Annotated in this window: 18 protein-coding genes and 1 riboswitch; of the genes, 3 read left to right on the top strand and 15 right to left on the bottom strand. The window is 46.6% G+C overall.

The features are described 5' to 3' along the window. Nucleotides 1–19: 19 nt before the first annotated feature. The 3 genes from K3G25_RS06805 to K3G25_RS06795 form a co-directional block, all read right to left on the bottom strand. Nucleotides 20–505, bottom strand: coding sequence for a DUF3907 family protein (locus K3G25_RS06805; RefSeq protein WP_003153380.1), 486 nt, complete (start codon nt 503–505; stop codon nt 20–22). An 89-nt stretch (nt 506–594) separates the two neighbouring features. Beyond that, nucleotides 595–1,188 (bottom strand): SMC-Scp complex subunit ScpB, encoded by a 594-nt coding sequence (gene scpB, locus K3G25_RS06800; RefSeq protein ID WP_007409428.1) that lies wholly within the window; start codon nt 1,186–1,188, stop codon nt 595–597. Next, nucleotides 1,178–1,933 carry a segregation/condensation protein A gene (locus tag K3G25_RS06795; protein ID WP_007409427.1) on the bottom strand — a complete coding sequence of 252 codons (756 nt, stop codon included), beginning with the start codon at nt 1,931–1,933 and terminating at the stop codon, nt 1,178–1,180. The genes scpB and K3G25_RS06795 overlap by 11 nt, the downstream gene beginning before the upstream one ends. A gap of 207 nt (nt 1,934–2,140) precedes the next feature. Here K3G25_RS06795 and K3G25_RS06790 point away from each other — a divergent pair, with 207 nt between their 5' ends. Beyond that, nucleotides 2,141–2,230 (top strand): YjcZ family sporulation protein, encoded by a 90-nt coding sequence (locus K3G25_RS06790; protein ID WP_003153376.1) that lies wholly within the window; start codon nt 2,141–2,143, stop codon nt 2,228–2,230. Nucleotides 2,231–2,317: 87 nt separating this feature from the next. Further along, a complete protein-coding gene (locus K3G25_RS06785) occupies nt 2,318–2,839 on the top strand; it encodes a DUF309 domain-containing protein (RefSeq protein ID WP_021494254.1) in 522 nt (173 codons plus the stop codon). Nucleotides 2,840–2,904: 65 nt separating this feature from the next. On the opposite strand, the gene ribT is transcribed toward K3G25_RS06785, so the two are convergent. From ribT to K3G25_RS06740, 9 genes are all read right to left on the bottom strand, one after another. Further along, the gene (gene ribT / locus K3G25_RS06780; RefSeq protein WP_003153373.1) at nt 2,905–3,279 is read right to left on the bottom strand and encodes a GNAT family N-acetyltransferase RibT; all 375 of its coding nucleotides are present in this window, start codon (nt 3,277–3,279) and stop codon (nt 2,905–2,907) included. Between the two features lie 116 nt (nt 3,280–3,395). After that, the gene (gene ribE, locus K3G25_RS06775; protein WP_003153372.1) at nt 3,396–3,860 is read right to left on the bottom strand and encodes a 6,7-dimethyl-8-ribityllumazine synthase; all 465 of its coding nucleotides are present in this window, start codon (nt 3,858–3,860) and stop codon (nt 3,396–3,398) included. 32 nt (nt 3,861–3,892) lie between these two features. Then, nucleotides 3,893–5,089 (bottom strand): bifunctional 3,4-dihydroxy-2-butanone-4-phosphate synthase/GTP cyclohydrolase II, encoded by a 1,197-nt coding sequence (locus K3G25_RS06770; RefSeq protein WP_094296008.1) that lies wholly within the window; start codon nt 5,087–5,089, stop codon nt 3,893–3,895. A gap of 14 nt (nt 5,090–5,103) precedes the next feature. Further along, nucleotides 5,104–5,751: a riboflavin synthase gene (ribE, locus tag K3G25_RS06765; RefSeq protein ID WP_007409425.1), complete on the bottom strand. Its 648-nt coding sequence runs from the start codon at nt 5,749–5,751 to the stop codon at nt 5,104–5,106. After that, nucleotides 5,732–6,847 carry a bifunctional diaminohydroxyphosphoribosylaminopyrimidine deaminase/5-amino-6-(5-phosphoribosylamino)uracil reductase RibD gene (gene ribD / locus K3G25_RS06760; protein WP_103526779.1) on the bottom strand — a complete coding sequence of 372 codons (1,116 nt, stop codon included), beginning with the start codon at nt 6,845–6,847 and terminating at the stop codon, nt 5,732–5,734. Before ribD ends, ribE (K3G25_RS06765) begins: the two co-directional genes overlap by 20 nt. 131 nt (nt 6,848–6,978) lie before the next feature. Beyond that, nucleotides 6,979–7,125: riboswitch (FMN riboswitch) on the bottom strand. A 119-nt stretch (nt 7,126–7,244) separates the two neighbouring features. Then, entirely contained in the window at nt 7,245–7,589 is a 345-nt protein-coding gene (locus K3G25_RS06755; RefSeq protein WP_003153366.1) for a hypothetical protein, read from the bottom strand. 245 nt (nt 7,590–7,834) lie between these two features. After that, nucleotides 7,835–8,410, bottom strand: a complete 576-nt coding sequence (lepB, locus tag K3G25_RS06750; RefSeq protein WP_014721447.1) for a signal peptidase I — start codon at nt 8,408–8,410, stop codon at nt 7,835–7,837. An 80-nt stretch (nt 8,411–8,490) separates the two neighbouring features. Further along, on the bottom strand, nt 8,491–8,982 hold the full coding sequence (locus tag K3G25_RS06745; protein ID WP_014418284.1) for a CcdC protein domain-containing protein: 492 nt from the start codon (nt 8,980–8,982) through the stop codon (nt 8,491–8,493). Between the two features lie 149 nt (nt 8,983–9,131). Next, on the bottom strand, nt 9,132–9,563 hold the full coding sequence (locus K3G25_RS06740) for a peptidylprolyl isomerase (protein ID WP_003153363.1): 432 nt from the start codon (nt 9,561–9,563) through the stop codon (nt 9,132–9,134). Nucleotides 9,564–9,847: 284 nt separating this feature from the next. Here K3G25_RS06740 and K3G25_RS06735 point away from each other — a divergent pair, with 284 nt between their 5' ends. Then, complete coding sequence (locus K3G25_RS06735; protein WP_232489633.1) at nt 9,848–10,747, top strand: DUF1002 domain-containing protein; 900 nt, start codon at nt 9,848–9,850, stop codon at nt 10,745–10,747. 44 nt (nt 10,748–10,791) lie between these two features. On the opposite strand, the gene lysA is transcribed toward K3G25_RS06735, so the two are convergent. The 3 genes from lysA to K3G25_RS06720 all read right to left on the bottom strand — a co-directional run bounded on the left by lysA (nt 10,792) and on the right by K3G25_RS06720 (nt 14,279). Next, nucleotides 10,792–12,111, bottom strand: a complete 1,320-nt coding sequence (lysA, locus tag K3G25_RS06730; RefSeq protein ID WP_012117893.1) for a diaminopimelate decarboxylase — start codon at nt 12,109–12,111, stop codon at nt 10,792–10,794. Nucleotides 12,112–12,235: 124 nt separating this feature from the next. After that, the gene (locus K3G25_RS06725; RefSeq protein ID WP_017418066.1) at nt 12,236–13,717 is read right to left on the bottom strand and encodes a spore germination protein; all 1,482 of its coding nucleotides are present in this window, start codon (nt 13,715–13,717) and stop codon (nt 12,236–12,238) included. Then, nucleotides 13,671–14,279, bottom strand: a complete 609-nt coding sequence (locus K3G25_RS06720; RefSeq protein ID WP_087920769.1) for a stage V sporulation protein SpoVABEA — start codon at nt 14,277–14,279, stop codon at nt 13,671–13,673. The genes K3G25_RS06725 and K3G25_RS06720 overlap by 47 nt, the downstream gene beginning before the upstream one ends. Nucleotide 14,280: the final 1 nt, after the last annotated feature.

Raw genomic sequence — 14,280 nt, 5'->3', positions numbered from 1 at the left:
CTTCCAAAAGGAAGAGTTTTTATCTGACTGATGCCATATTTGAGCCTGATGCTTCATATTGCGCCAATTCTTCCCGCATGCGCAGAAATTCACTGCTGAGCGAAAGCAGAAGGCTCCGCAGCGAATCCGGCACTTGCTGGTAGAATTCAATCGCGCTTTGGCCTGTATAAGCGGCGCGGCTGTTTTCGTACCATGTATCCTTTTTCGGCATGAAAAATTCTTCCACGCACTGATGATACACTTTATACAGCGTTTTTTCCGCTCTCACCTCATGAAACGGCTCCTGCATTAAGAGCCGGCGGCAGGCTTCCTGGGCGCCTTCGCAAAAGACGGTCATCCTCCTCAGCACACTGAGCACGTCGCGGCAGTATGCCTCATCCGCCTCTCCTTGAGCCCGCATCTCCGGCAATGTTGTATGATTTAAATAGCTGCTGACCATCGTGACAACCTCGGCTAAAAATTCACCAGTTTCTTCAGTATGGGCCCTCACAATCGAATTTCCCATTTCCGTCCGTTTCCTTCCTCTCTTTTACTTCGTCATTTGCGTCATTCATCAATGGCCTTTCCCTACTATCGTATGATGAAAAACGATTATTATTTAATATCCTCAAAAGTTTGGTTGAAGTTTTCAAAGAATAAATCGGCTTCCTCCTGGAGAACGTCTTCCTCCGCATTTTCAGGAAGCGGCGGGAGCTCCTCCAATGTTTTTAAGCCGAATTGTTCAAGAAATACCGGTGTCGTGCCGTATAAAATCGCCCGGCCGGGACCGTCGGCGCGGCCCACCTCACACAGCAGCGCTTTTGACACGAGGCTGTGCAGAATCCGCTCAGACTTCACGCCCCGGATGTCTTCAATTTCCGCCCGTGTGATCGGCTGCTTGTACGAAACGATCGCCAGCACTTCCAAAGAAGCCTGTGACAGCCCTTTTGACGGCACTTCGATTAGTTTTTTCAAATAAGGCACGAATTCTTTTTTCGTTCCAAGCATATACGTATCCGCATATTCGGTAAGCTCGATGCCCCTGTCATCTTCCTTGTACTGAGCGGCCACTTCTTCCATGATTCCGGCCAGTTCCGCTTCTTCTATTTCAAGCACCGTCACCAATTGCTTTTTGGTCAGCCCTTCATCACCCGCCGCATACAGCAGGGCTTCCACAATCGCTTTCCAATTCACGATATCAAGCGCCATGAATGGATTCACTCCCCGTAATGTATATATCTGAAAAGTTTTCTTCCTGTTCAATGATAATCTGCTGATTTTTCATCAGTTCCAGGACTGCTAAAAACGTCACGACGAGATGGTCCTTTTGCCGAGAAGGAAAAAGCTCCGTGAAGTTTATTCTTCTCCCCGCCGTTTTTAAGCTTTTTACGATTTCGTTCATTCTGTCTTCAATCGGTATTTCCTGCCTTGTAATGGTCGTTTCTTTCGGCCGCGTGATTTTTTTACGCTGAAGCACCTTTTGAAACGCGCCGATCATGTCATAAACGGTCACCGACAGCTTCTGCTCGGTCTGTTTGATTTCTTTTGCATACTCACTTAAATCACTCGGCGGCTTGGTAAATGACTTTTGTCTTTCTTCTTCCCGCTCTTTTAAATCCTTCGCAGCGGTTTTATACTTTCTATACTCAATCAGTTTTTCAATCAGCTCGTCCCGAGGGTCTTCTTCTTCAAGCATTTCGTCTTCAAACAGCTCTTCTTCTTGTTTCGGAAGCAGCATTCTGCTTTTAATGCTGAGAAGCGTCGCCGCCATGACCAGATATTCACTGGCGACATCAAGTTCAAGCTCTTGCATTGTATGTACATATAATAAATATTGTTCAGTAATGGTTGCCACGGGTATGTCGTATATGTCGATTTCAAGACGGTTAATCAGATGAAGCAGCAGGTCCAATGGGCCTTCAAACGTATCAATTTTCACTTGATATTCTACCATTATCTCACCATTTTCAATATCACTCTCATTGCCGGAAAAACTGGCTACCCTTTAGTATAATCCACCGAAATGCTCTCGTCCAATACTTTTATACACGTCCTCCGTTATTTAGAAAATACTGAAAAAGAAGATATACGCCTATACCTTTAAAGGCGGATGCACATATGATAGCCGTGTAAACTTGAAACAAAGGGAGGCTGATTTCACATGAGCGGAGCTTGTTTCGGCGGAGGTTTTGCATTAATTGTCGTTCTGTTTATTTTGCTCGTTGTCGTAGGAGCATCTTACATCTGCTAGTTCCTCAGGCTTCAGGCACCAAGCCGCTCTTTTTTCCTTTTCATAGCGCTGTGGTACACTGGTTTTAGCATAAAAGGAGGAAGCGGCTTGTATCCTAAAGCTTATATCGGCTTTTTGGCCGAATTTCACGCATCAAGAGATTATTTTGAGTGTCATGAACTGTTAGAGGAATATTGGAAAGAAAGCCCGGCTGAAAAGCGGAGCATTCATTGGGTCGGCCTGATTCAGCTTGCCGTCGCTCTGTATCACCAGCGCAGGGGAAATGAAGCCGGGGCGAAACGGCTGATTGCCAACAGCTTACGTATTCTCCAGTCTGAAAAGCAGGCGGTCTGTTCTCTCGGTCTCAGCCATCCGAAGCTGATTGAGCTGATAGAAACGCTGGCAGACGATATAGAAGCGGGCCAGCCTTATAAAAGTGTTATGCTGCCGATTACAGATGAAGCCCTGAAAGAAGCATGTCTTGCCGAATGCCGCCGAAAGGGCTATACATGGGGGCAAGAAGGCGTATCAGATACCTTTCTTATTCATAAACACCGCCTGCGGGACAGGACGGATGTCATTAAGGAACGCGAACGGGAAATTGAGAGAAGAAAAAAAAGCAGAGGCTGACGGTCAGCCCTGCTTTTTCTATATCAAAACAGCTCCCGAAACCGTGAAGATTCCGGGAGCATTTGTCAGTTATTATATGAGATATCCTGATCTTTTTGATGTTGACAGCGTTCAAAAAAGCTTTGCGTTAATTCATTCGGAACGAGTGCCTCCGTTTTGAACAGACGTTTTAAGGCGTCCATCATTTGCTTTCCGATTCCTTGATGGCGGTGAGAAGGATTCACGCTGATATGCCGGATTTCAACTTCTGAGTCCTTTTTTTCGACTCCGATCGCTCCGACGATATCTTCATCCTCTTTCCAAAGAAAGAGCTGGCGGCCAGTATCCGTTTCATAGTCCTTTATTGTCTGCTGAAGCTGCTTGAGATCTTTTTCATTCGGCATAAATGACAGAAGACCCATCGCAATCTTTTCAAACGATTTTTTATAACGAATTAACATAAAAACCCCTCTATATCCAAAATGTCCATTCATGTCCTATCAAACGGATACATAAAGGCGATCCGTTTCCTCACATTATATCATTTTCGCCGCTGTTTTAAACGCTTTTCAACAAATTATTCAAATGAACGGTTTAAATTTGCCATTTCAATGGCAGATACTGCGCAATCCGCTCCCTTATTTCCGGCTTTTGTTCCGGCTCGTTCGATGGCCTGCTCAATGGTTTCAGTCGTCACAATGCCGAAGATAACCGGGACGCCCGTCGCCGTTCCCGCCTGGGCAATGCCTTTTGCCGCTTCATTGCAGACATAGTCATAATGCGTTGTCGCTCCTCTGATAACCGTGCCGAGCGTAATGACGGCATCGTATTTTTTCGTTTCCGCCATTTTCTTTGCCGCAAACGGGATTTCAAACGCTCCCGGCACCCAAGCGACGTCAATGTCGTTTGATTCTACACCGTGGCGAAGCAACGTGTCTTCCGCTCCGCTTAACAGCTTGCTCGTAATAAATTCATTAAATCTGCCGACGACGATTCCGATTTTAAGTCCTGTTCCTACTAGGTTTCCTTGTATGATATTCATATGTTATCCATCCTTTTTTGTGAGATTTGTTTTTAGAAATGAAGCAGATGTCCAAGTTTTTTCATTTTGGTCTGTAAATATTGCTTGTTATGCTCACTCGCTTCCATTTGAAGCGGCACCCGTTCTGAAATGCTGAGACCGTATCCTTCGAGGCCGGCGATTTTCCGGGGGTTGTTGGTTAAAAGTTTCATATGCTGAACCCCTAAGTCGCGGAGAATCTGGGCGCCGATGCCGTAGTTGCGCAGATCAGGCAGAAAGCCGAGCGCTTCGTTCGCTTCAACCGTGTCATACCCTTGTTCCTGCAATCGGTACGCCTTCAGCTTATTGATTAAACCGATTCCTCTGCCTTCCTGGCGCAAATACAATAGAACGCCGCGGCCTTCTTCAGCAATTTGCGCAAGCGCGGCATGAAGCTGAGGTCCGCAATCACAGCGATGGGATGCAAACACATCGCCCGTCAGGCATTCTGAGTGCACTCTGACAAGAACGGGTTCGCTGTTAAACGGGACATCCCCCATGACAAAGGCGAGATGTTCTTTTCCGTCAACCTCGTTTGTATATCCGTAAACTCTAAACGTGCCGAAGTCAGTCGGCAGCGTAATATCAACTTCTCTGTTCACAAGTGTCGTAATGTTGTAACGGTACTCTATTAAGTCTTTTATCGTAATCATTTTCAGATGGTGGCGTTCGGCGATTTCGGCTAACTCCGGCACTCTGGCCATTGTGCCGTCTTCATTCATAATTTCACAAATGACGCCCGCTCCCTGAGATCCGCAGGCTTTTGCAAGGTCAACGGCTGCTTCCGTATGGCCGGCCCGCTTCAGGACGCCTCCTTTTTTTGCGATTAAGGGGAAAATGTGGCCCGGACGCTGAAAATCGTCAGACACAGATTCTTCGTTCAACAGCGCCTGAATGGTAAAGGATCGTTCCTGAGCGCTGATGCCCGTTTTTGTCAGCCTGTGGTCAATACTGACCGTAAACGCGGTCTCATGTGAGTCCGTATTATGATCGACCATCGGGTGAAGATCCAGCCGGCCGGCGATGTCTTCAGACAGCGGCGTGCAGATCAGGCCTCTCCCATGGGTCGCCATAAAATTAACCACTTCCGGCGTGGCATGCTCAGCCAGCGCTATGAAATCTCCTTCGTTTTCTCTGTCTTCATCATCGACAACAATGATGACTTCACCTTTTTTCAGCGCCTCTAACGCCTCTTCTATCGGATGAAACATATCGATCTTCCTTTCTAAAAGCCGTTCTCGCTTAAAAAGGCTTCCGTGATAGTTTGATTGCTTTTCGTTTGTTCTGTTTTGTGCAAAAAGCGGTATAAGTATTTGCCGATCATGTCACACTCAATATTTACGGTCGATCCGACTGTTTTCGTCTGAAAAATCGTTTCTGAGATGGTATGCGGAATGATGGATACCGTCACGCTTTCGTCTGATAGACCGAAAATCGTCAGGCTCACGCCGTCTACCGTAATTGAACCTTTCAATACGAGCGTTTTTGTCAATTCCGGCGAAAGTTTTAAATCGTAATAGACCGCGTTGCTTTTTTTCTCGATCCGCGTAATTTCCGCCGTTCCGTCCACATGCCCTGATACAAAGTGGCCGCCGAACCGTCCGTTGGCGGACATCGCTCTTTCCAGGTTTACTTTACTGCCTTTTGACAAGCCGTTCAGCGAAGTGGCTTTCACTGTTTCCGGCATGACATCAACCGTAAATTGATTGTCAGAAAATCCGGTTACGGTCAGGCAGATGCCGTTTACCGCAATGCTGTCGCCAAGCTTCACATCACTTGTCACTTTTGAAGCGGCGATGGTTAATGCCATGGAAAGGCCTGTCTTTTTGATTGCTTGGATCGTGCCTGTTTCTTCAACGATTCCTGTAAACATCGTCACCATCCTTTCCATCTTTAGGTATGGCCGTCAGTTTTATATCCGGCCCGATTTGGGTGATTTGTGTGAATTGTAAATGGGGGACATCTTTCATTGATTGAAAACCTTCACCGGAGATCAAGCTGGGAGCAAGCGTTCCTCCGATTAATTTAGGGGCGAAATAGAAATGAAGCTCTTGGAAACAGCCTTCCTTGACAAAACTTCCGTGTACGGATGCTCCGCCTTCCACATAAACGGACATTATGCCGTTTTCAGCGAGAATGCTGAGCACCTCAGGGACGTGAATGCGGTCTGTTTCCAGCGGAATAACTTTTATTCCGAGTGCGGTCAGCCGGTCTTTCTTTTGCACGTCTGCATCTTTGGCCGTAAATATCCATGTCGGCGCAGCGCCGTCAGTGAGCACATTTGCCGTTTCAGGAATGGTCAGCTTTGTATCGAGAATCACTCTGACCGACTGCTTCACCGCATCAGGAAGCCTGCAGGTCAGGCTCGGATTATCGGCTTTGACTGTGCCTGCTCCGACAAGAATGCTTTGATGCGATTTCCTGTATTGCTGGGCATCAAGCCTTGCCGCCTCTGATGTAATCCATTTGCTGTCACCGGTTTCAGTCGCTGTTTTCCCGTCAAGGCTCGCGGCCGCTTTCAAGGTGACATACGGAAGTCCGGTCCGCATGAAGTGAAGAAACATTTTATTCAGCTCTTCTGCCTGCTGCCTGAGAAGTCCGGTTTTCACTTCGATGCCCGCTGCTTCCAGCATTCCGATGCCTTTTCCGGCTACAAGCGGATTCGGATCTTTCACAGCTATGAACACCCTTTTCATCCCCGACTTTATTATCAGTTCGGCGCATGGCGGTGTTTTTCCGTAATGGCTGCAAGGCTCCAGCGTCACATACAAATCGGCGCCTTTTGCGTGTCTGCCGGCCATATGAATCGCGTGAACCTCGGCATGCGCTTCTCCGTATTGCAAATGGGCGCCCATTCCGACGATCTGTCCGTTTTTGACGACGACAGCGCCGACAAGAGGATTGGACTGTGTCTGTCCTTCACCGCGTCTGGCAAGTTCTATTGCCGTATTCATATAATATTCTTCCATCGTTATCCCTCCCTTCTTCCACGCAATTTGGCGTCAAAAAAGCCCCGAATGTTTACACAGTTCGGGGCTTTGCCAGTTTTCATCCATAGGAAATAAGACTATACAGTAAGTTTATTTTTTGCATAGCTTCTCTCATCCTTCTCCCATCCAGACTTTCACTGTCGGCTTCAGCTTTTCACTGAATCCACCGTATACAGATGCATACGGGTCACGGGCTGTAAAGCGCAAAACGCCTTATTACCGCCGGTCGGGATTTTCACCCAGCCCCGAAGGATACAATCAATATTTTTTTGTCCTTATCCGCTATTATAACATCCTTTGCGGCAGGCGCAATGAATTTGCACCTAATTATTCAGAAAAATAAAAAGCGCCCTTTTTCCATAAAAGGCGCCTTTATTTATTCGTTCACTTTGACGACCTTCAATAAGCCGTCAATCCGGTTTGATTTGCTGAAATACGCTTTAATTTTATCTCCCTTTTTCACATCGGAGAGATCCTGCTTCAGCTTGTCGCCGTTAAAAATAATTTTTGTGCCGTTTGCTGCCGTACCGTGGTACTCAGTTCCTTCGATTTTCGTAATTTTATATGTTTTGACTGTATATTCTTCTTTTTCCTGGGACAGGGTTTGTCCGATTGCAGTCGGCACGTCTTTCAGTTCAATATCGTTTATGACCATATAACCGCCCGCCAATAACAGCAGCAGTACAAGTAAAATGGCTGCTTTTGTTTTAATTCTTCCCATTTTTCTACCTCCAGCCCGTATCAATCTATTCATTACTATGTCATATTCCTTTTTTTCATGAATAGAAACCCGTTCTTCCCTGCGTGAGTTATTCATATAACGTTTCATAAAGGGAAGATGTTTCATGTATCTGTAAAACTTTCTATCTATTAAATAGATATACGAATTTATGTTCTGTTTTTGAGGGTGGAAAGATAAATTTATATAAAAAAGCAGTTTTCTTATAAGAAAACTGCCTGTACGGTTTATTTCGTCTTGCGAATTTCGTTAAACGGGAAGAAGACGAATTTTGATGTGCCCGCTATTTGTTTTTTCGTAAAAAGACCGAGGCCGTTGCGGCTGTCCATAGATTCTCTGCGGTTATCACCCATGACGAAATATTTGTCGTCCGGCACCTTCACCGGGCCGAAGTCTTCCGTCAGCCGGTCATAGCCGTCTTGCTTCGCTTTTTTCTTGTTTGCCGCTAAATACGGTTCGGACACTTTTTTGCCGTTGATATACAGCTGATCGTTTTTCATTTGCACCGTGTCGCCGGGAAGTCCGATAATCCGTTTGACATAGTGTTCATTTTCTCCGTTCAGAACGACGATCTGGCCGCGTTTGAAGTCGCTTATGTATTTGACCGTCATATTGACAAAGATTCTCTCGCGGTCATGCAGCGTCGGATCCATTGATCTTCCATCAACGAGATAAGGGGCAAATAAAAAGTTTCGGATGAGCAGTGCCAGAACTACAGCGATGATAATGGCTTTCGCCCAATCAAGTACGGCGCTTTTTTTAGAAGTTTTTTCTTTTTCTGATTTCAAGTGATTTCCTCCCATTAGCCATGGTCGTTTTTATTTTACCATGAATCCCTGCACAGAGGGCAAATAAGCCCCGCACCCCATCCATTTTTTTCATTTTATAAGCCGGATTTGCTGATTTTACGGTATTTCACAAAGCTTCCGATCCGCCAAATGCACAAATACACAAAAGCAAGTTCCATCGTTAAAACGGCGAATTCCGCCGCGTCAATGTTTTTGAAATATTGGCTGAGCACGATGCGGATCGCAATAATCGCGATAATGACATATTTAAAGTTTTTATTCCGCTTGGAGTAGACAAAGCCGTCTTCCCGGATTTCATAGGCGGTTTGCGACAGCATGATGACACCGAATACCGCGCCTAACAGTCCGGCGATGGCGAGCTCCCAAAGAGCGGGAAAATGAAACGGCTTTCCCGGGATATTCATGAGCTGGCTGATGCTGAATGTAAAAATGACGGCGATAATCAAAAGCGGGAGAATGATGCCGAAGCCGCCGCCTTTAATCGGCCTGTTTCCCTTTTTCACCCTGAACCAAATCATAAGTGCGAGAATGATAATGACAAATAAAACGGTTGCCAATTGAACCAACGTTTCTACCTCTTTTCATTGTTGTAATCGGTCTTTTTCACTATACCAGAATGATCGCTGATGTTCATATATGTATTTTTTCATGATTTACACATGAGAATTTTCATATACACAAAAAAACCCGCCTGAAAAAGGCGGGTTTTATGTCATTATCCTTCTACACGGATTTCTTTCATTTTGTCTCCGTTAGACATGTTTTTCGCATGCTCTAAACCGCTTGTCACTTTTCCGAATACAGTATGAACGCCGTTTAAATGCGGCTGCGGCTCATGTACGATGAAGAATTGGCTTGAACCCGTGTCTTTACCGGCATGCGCCATTGATAAAGAACCGGCTTCGTGCTTATGCGGATTGCCTTCTGTTTCACATTTGATCGTTTTTCCGCTTCCGCCCATGCCTGTCCCAGTCGGATCTCCGCCTTGGCTGACAAAGCCCGGAATCACGCGGTGGAAAATAACGCCGTCATAAAAGCCCGTATTCGCCAGGTTTTCAAAGTTAGCGACTGTATTAGGCGCTTCATTCGGATAAAGTTCAAATTCGATTCTGCTGCCGTTTTCCATTTCGATGTAACCAGTTTTCATTCTCATTCCTACTTCCGTATTGTTTTTTGTCAAAGCCTTCTTCAATATGAATTTCAATTGTAAGCCGGCTTTCTTTTTGATATTCTTTTGAAGGAAGAGGCCTCTGCTCTTCTTTTCGCGGCTATTATACCACACCTTCAGCCGGAAAACGAATCTCCCCGCTTCCGCAGAAAGAAAATGAAACCAGAACAGCTTCACAGCCGTCTATGTATCGGAACTGCTTCACGCAGGCCCTCACAAACCGCTTCAAAACGGCATTTGTGAAAAGAAGGAGGTTAACCGCTTTGAAAAAAATGTGGATTGGATTGCTGGCGGCGGCCGTTGTATTGTGCACAATACCGAAAATCAGCCTGGCCGATGCCGCAGTCGGAGATGTTATCGTCACACTGGGGGCGGATCTGTCAAACGAAAACCGTCAGAAAGTGCTTGACGAATTAAATGCCCCTGATAACGCGACAAAAGTGACGGTCACGAATAAAGAAGAACATGAATATCTGGGAAAATATATATCGAATGCCCAAATCGGCACAAGAGCCATCTCTTCATCATCCATCACGGTGGCAAAGAAAGGGTCCGGGCTTGACGTTAAGACCCATAATATCGATTCCATCACGGATGAAATGTACTTAAACGCCCTGATGACAGCAGGCGTGAAAGATGCAAAAGTATACGTGACGGCGCCGTTTGAGGTATCAGGCACCGCAGCATTAACGGGAATCATCAAGGCATATGAAGTCTCATCAGACAAAGCGATTTCAGAAGATGTAAAACAGGTCGCCAACCAAGAGCTTGTCACCACTTCAAATCTCGGGGATAAAATCGGGGATAAAAACGCCTCCGCGCTCATCGCAAACATTAAAGATGATTTCGCGAAAAACGGTGTGCCCGATACAAAAGAAGGAATCGAGAAAAAGGTCGATGATGCGGCTTCAAACCTTAACATTACACTGACTGACGCTCAAAAAGACCAGCTCGTTTCATTGTTTAATAAAATGAAAAACGCCAAGATTGATTGGGGCCAAGTCGGCAGCCAGCTCGATAAGGCAAAAGACAAAATCACGAAGTTCATTCAATCCGATGAAGGCAAAAGCTTTGTTCAAAAAGTCATTGATTTCTTCGCTTCGATTTGGAATGCGATCGTGTCTGTATTCACAGGAGACAGCGGATCAAGTTCTAACAGCTGAATGCAAAAAGAGACCGGACGCCATTGTTCCGGTCTCTTTTTTATTTATTGTTTGACCCCCGTCTTAAATGGCAGATCCAGTTTTACAATGTCTTCATAAGTTTCCCTTCTAATGACAAGATGCGCTTCGCCGTCTTCCACAAAAACGACGGCGGGACGCGGAATGCGGTTGTAGTTGTTAGCCATGCTGTATCCGTATGCTCCCGTGCAGAAAACGGCTAGAAGATCGCCTTCTTTCACTTCCGGAAGGTCTATATCCCAAATGAGCATATCCCCGCTTTCACAGCACTTGCCCGCGATGGATACCGTTTTATCGTGGTGTTCTCCGATTCTGTTTGCCGATACGGCTTCATATTTCGCCTGATACAGCGCAGGACGGATATTATCGCTCATGCCCCCGTCAACCGCTGCATATTTACGGGTGCCGGGCACTTCTTTTTGCGAACCGATGGTATAAAGCGTCGTTCCGGCGTCTCCGACGAGCGAGCGTCCCGGTTCAATCCAGATCTCCGGAATGTCAAAAGCGTGCAGCGCTGCGTTTTCTTTTACCGCTTCGATAATTTTTTCCACATAAACGGCGGGATGAAGAGGTTCATCCTCCTCCGTGTAGCGGATGCCGAAGCCTCCCCCTAAATTCAGCACTTCAGAGACAAAGCCGAATGATTCTCTCCATTCATTCAGTTTTGCAAAGATTTTTTCTGCGGCCAGCACAAAGCCCGCCGTATCAAAAATTTGCGATCCGATGTGGCAGTGAACGCCGAGAAGGCGGATATGGTCCGACTGTAATACTTGTTCAATCGCCTTTTCTATTTGCCCGTTATGCAGATCAAAACCGAATTTGGAATCTTCCTGTCCCGTCGTAATATAATCATGCGTATGCGCCTCTACCCCCGGAGTGATCCGCAGAAGAACATCCATTGTGCGCCCTGATTTGCGGCACAGTTCCGCGAGTAAGGAGATTTCATAAAAATTATCCACGACGATGCAGCCGATTTGATGATCGAGCGCCATTTTCAACTCTTCTTCGCTTTTGTTATTGCCGTGAAAATGAATCCTGTCAGCCGGAAAACCAGCCGCAACCGCCGTAAACAGCTCTCCGCCGGATACAACGTCCAATGAGAGCCCCTCCTGTTCAGCGAGCTGTATCATCGCAACGGAAGAAAACGCCTTGCTTGCGTACGCGACCTGCGCCTTTAAATCCGCGTCAATGAATGCCTGTTTAAAGCTTTTAGCGCGCTCACGTATTAAAGCCACATCGTAAACATAAAGAGGCGTGCCGTAATGCTCCGCTAAATACAGCGCGTCCACACCTCCGATTTCCAAATGACCTAGTTTGTTTTGTCTGCTTGTGCCATGTAAGAACAATGCTCATTCCCTCTTTCTGATCCGCATATGGGTGAAAAGGACAGCTTCTTTTGAGCTGTCCTTATACAAGTCCCGTATAAGTTAAGACATACAATATCATAATCTTCTGTCGGTTTCAATGCGATTATGAACCGCTTGGCTGTCTTTGACGGTCTTTCGGGTGAACAATGCTCGGTCTGACTTTCGCTCCCGGCACTGTCGTCCGGACGAGCACCTGCCACAGCGCCTTACCGTTAAACGGTAAAAACGGCCATAAATACGGCGTATGAAACGAGCGGATATTCGCCATTATGATCAGCAGCAATGTAAAACCTATCACAAAGCCTTTCACTTGGAAAATGGCCACGAGCACCATTAAGATGAGGCGTATCATTTTATTGGCGAGGCTGAGCTCATAGCTCGGCGTCGTAAATGATCCGATGGCGGCGATCGATACGTACAGAATCACTTCTGCTGAAAACAGCCCCACCGCTATGGCGATTTGACCGATCAGCACCGCCGCAATCAGACCCATGGCGGTGGATAAAGCGGTCGGCGTATGGATCGCGGCCATCCTGAGAAACTCAATCCCCAAATCGGCCAAAAAGATTTGCAGAATGATCGGGATATGCGTATTTTTATTTAAACCGATAAAATCCAATCTTTCAGGCAGAAGAGACGGTTCAAGAACAAAGAGGAACCAGATCGGAAGCAGAACAGTTGAAGCGATAATACCGAAGAACCTGATCCATCTTAAAAATGTTCCCACTGAAGGCGCCTGCCTGTATTCTTCCGCATGCTGAACATGGTGAAAAATCGTGGTCGGCGTTATGATCACGCTCGGTGACGTATCAACGACGATGATGACGTGCCCTTCTAAAATGTGATTGGCGGCCACATCCGGCCGCTCCGTGTATCTGACCATCGGAAACGGGTTGTAGCCCTGTTTGACGATGAATTCCTCCACCGTTTTATCAGCCATCGTCAATCCGTCAATGTCAATCGCATTCACTTCGTTTTCGACGATGCTGACAAGGTCCGGGTCCGCGATGTCTTCTATATACACAATCGCAAGATCGGTCTTAGAGCGCTCGCCGACTTTCGTAATTTTGACGCGGAGCCTTTCGTCCCTGATTCGTCTTCTGATCAATGCTGTATTAATGACGATATTTTCGATAAAACCGTCTCTTGCCCCGCGGACGACCTTTTCCGTATCCGGTTCTTCAGGTGTGCGTCCGGGGTAACTTCTGACGTCGACGACGAAAGCGAAGCCCGCGCCTTCAACGATAACGGCGACAAGTCCGGAAAGCACTTGATCCGTTGCTTCGTCGAGCGTTTTGACTTTTTGGACCTGCTGATTGACAAGCCTGTTTTCAACAACGTCAATCGCTTCATCCGCATTTTCGTCATAATTATTGACGTCGACGAGCTGTTCCATTAAATGAATGATAAACAAAGTATCGGTTAATCCGTTGACAAAGTAAATCTGGACTTCCCGGTCTAATACTCGAACTTTGCGGACGCCGACATCATAGCTCGTTCCCATACCGACGCGGTCTTTAAAAAATTGTTCATTTTTTCTAGGATCCCGGTACACCTTGATCATGTTTTCCGGTTTTTCCGGCATGGCTTTCGCTCCTTTCTAAAATGAATTCGACCGCCTTCATCGTAATCGGCGAGCCTTTGGATATGTCATCTTTTCTCCCCATCTTTCCTATGTCGCCGATTCCCACAATGAGGGGAACGTCCAATTTATCCAGACAATACACCGTATCTCCGTTCATTCTGTGCTCGTCCATTTCTCTCATTCCGGTTTTATCGACGCCAAACTCCGTCACTTCTCCATCACGGTCAATGGAGACATCGACTTTCGTCCATTCAGCCTGATGGGTCTTAGAAGCGACCGCAATCACCCCCAGCACTTCAATGTCCTGATGTGAGGCGACATATTTCAGCGCCGTTTCGCCCGGCCCTTCCCCTTGCAGGCCTGAATCGTCAAACATGACAAACACCGGGTCATTCGGCGCGGCTTTAATCAGCTGAACAAGTTCGGGGCCGCTTCTCGTTGACGGATTGCCTTTTGATTGGGAAATACACCGTCCGCCTGCTTGTTCCGCGGCATATTCAATTGTTTTGGCGGCGTATACGTCCCCGTCTGTCACAAGAATGACCTTCCGTTTCGTCATCAGG

Source organism: Bacillus sp. FCW2 (assembly GCF_021228595.1).
GTDB classification, from domain to species: domain Bacteria; phylum Bacillota; class Bacilli; order Bacillales; family Bacillaceae; genus Bacillus; species Bacillus velezensis.
This window is presented reverse-complemented; position numbering and strand designations above follow the sequence as displayed.

What these genes read in the sequence shown, in the direction of transcription:
- K3G25_RS06805 (WP_003153380.1), bottom strand. Translation starts at nt 505, where the DNA reads ATGGGAAATTCGATTGTGAGGGCCCATACTGAAGAAACTGGTGAATTT.
- scpB (WP_007409428.1), bottom strand. Translation starts at nt 1,188, where the DNA reads ATGGCGCTTGATATCGTGAATTGGAAAGCGATTGTGGAAGCCCTGCTG.
- K3G25_RS06795 (WP_007409427.1), bottom strand. Translation starts at nt 1,933, where the DNA reads ATGGTAGAATATCAAGTGAAAATTGATACGTTTGAAGGCCCATTGGAC.
- K3G25_RS06790 (WP_003153376.1), top strand. Translation starts at nt 2,141, where the DNA reads ATGAGCGGAGCTTGTTTCGGCGGAGGTTTTGCATTAATTGTCGTTCTG.
- ribT (WP_003153373.1), bottom strand. Translation starts at nt 3,279, where the DNA reads ATGTTAATTCGTTATAAAAAATCGTTTGAAAAGATTGCGATGGGTCTT.
- ribE (WP_003153372.1), bottom strand. Translation starts at nt 3,860, where the DNA reads ATGAATATCATACAAGGAAACCTAGTAGGAACAGGACTTAAAATCGGA.
- K3G25_RS06770 (WP_094296008.1), bottom strand. Translation starts at nt 5,089, where the DNA reads ATGTTTCATCCGATAGAAGAGGCGTTAGAGGCGCTGAAAAAAGGTGAA.
- ribE (WP_007409425.1), bottom strand. Translation starts at nt 5,751, where the DNA reads ATGTTTACAGGAATCGTTGAAGAAACAGGCACGATCCAAGCAATCAAA.
- ribD (WP_103526779.1), bottom strand. Translation starts at nt 6,847, where the DNA reads ATGGAAGAATATTATATGAATACGGCAATAGAACTTGCCAGACGCGGT.
- K3G25_RS06755 (WP_003153366.1), bottom strand. Translation starts at nt 7,589, where the DNA reads ATGGGAAGAATTAAAACAAAAGCAGCCATTTTACTTGTACTGCTGCTG.
- lepB (WP_014721447.1), bottom strand. Translation starts at nt 8,410, where the DNA reads ATGGGAGGAAATCACTTGAAATCAGAAAAAGAAAAAACTTCTAAAAAA.
- K3G25_RS06740 (WP_003153363.1), bottom strand. Translation starts at nt 9,563, where the DNA reads ATGAAAACTGGTTACATCGAAATGGAAAACGGCAGCAGAATCGAATTT.
- K3G25_RS06725 (WP_017418066.1), bottom strand. Translation starts at nt 13,717, where the DNA reads ATGCCGGAAAAACCGGAAAACATGATCAAGGTGTACCGGGATCCTAGA.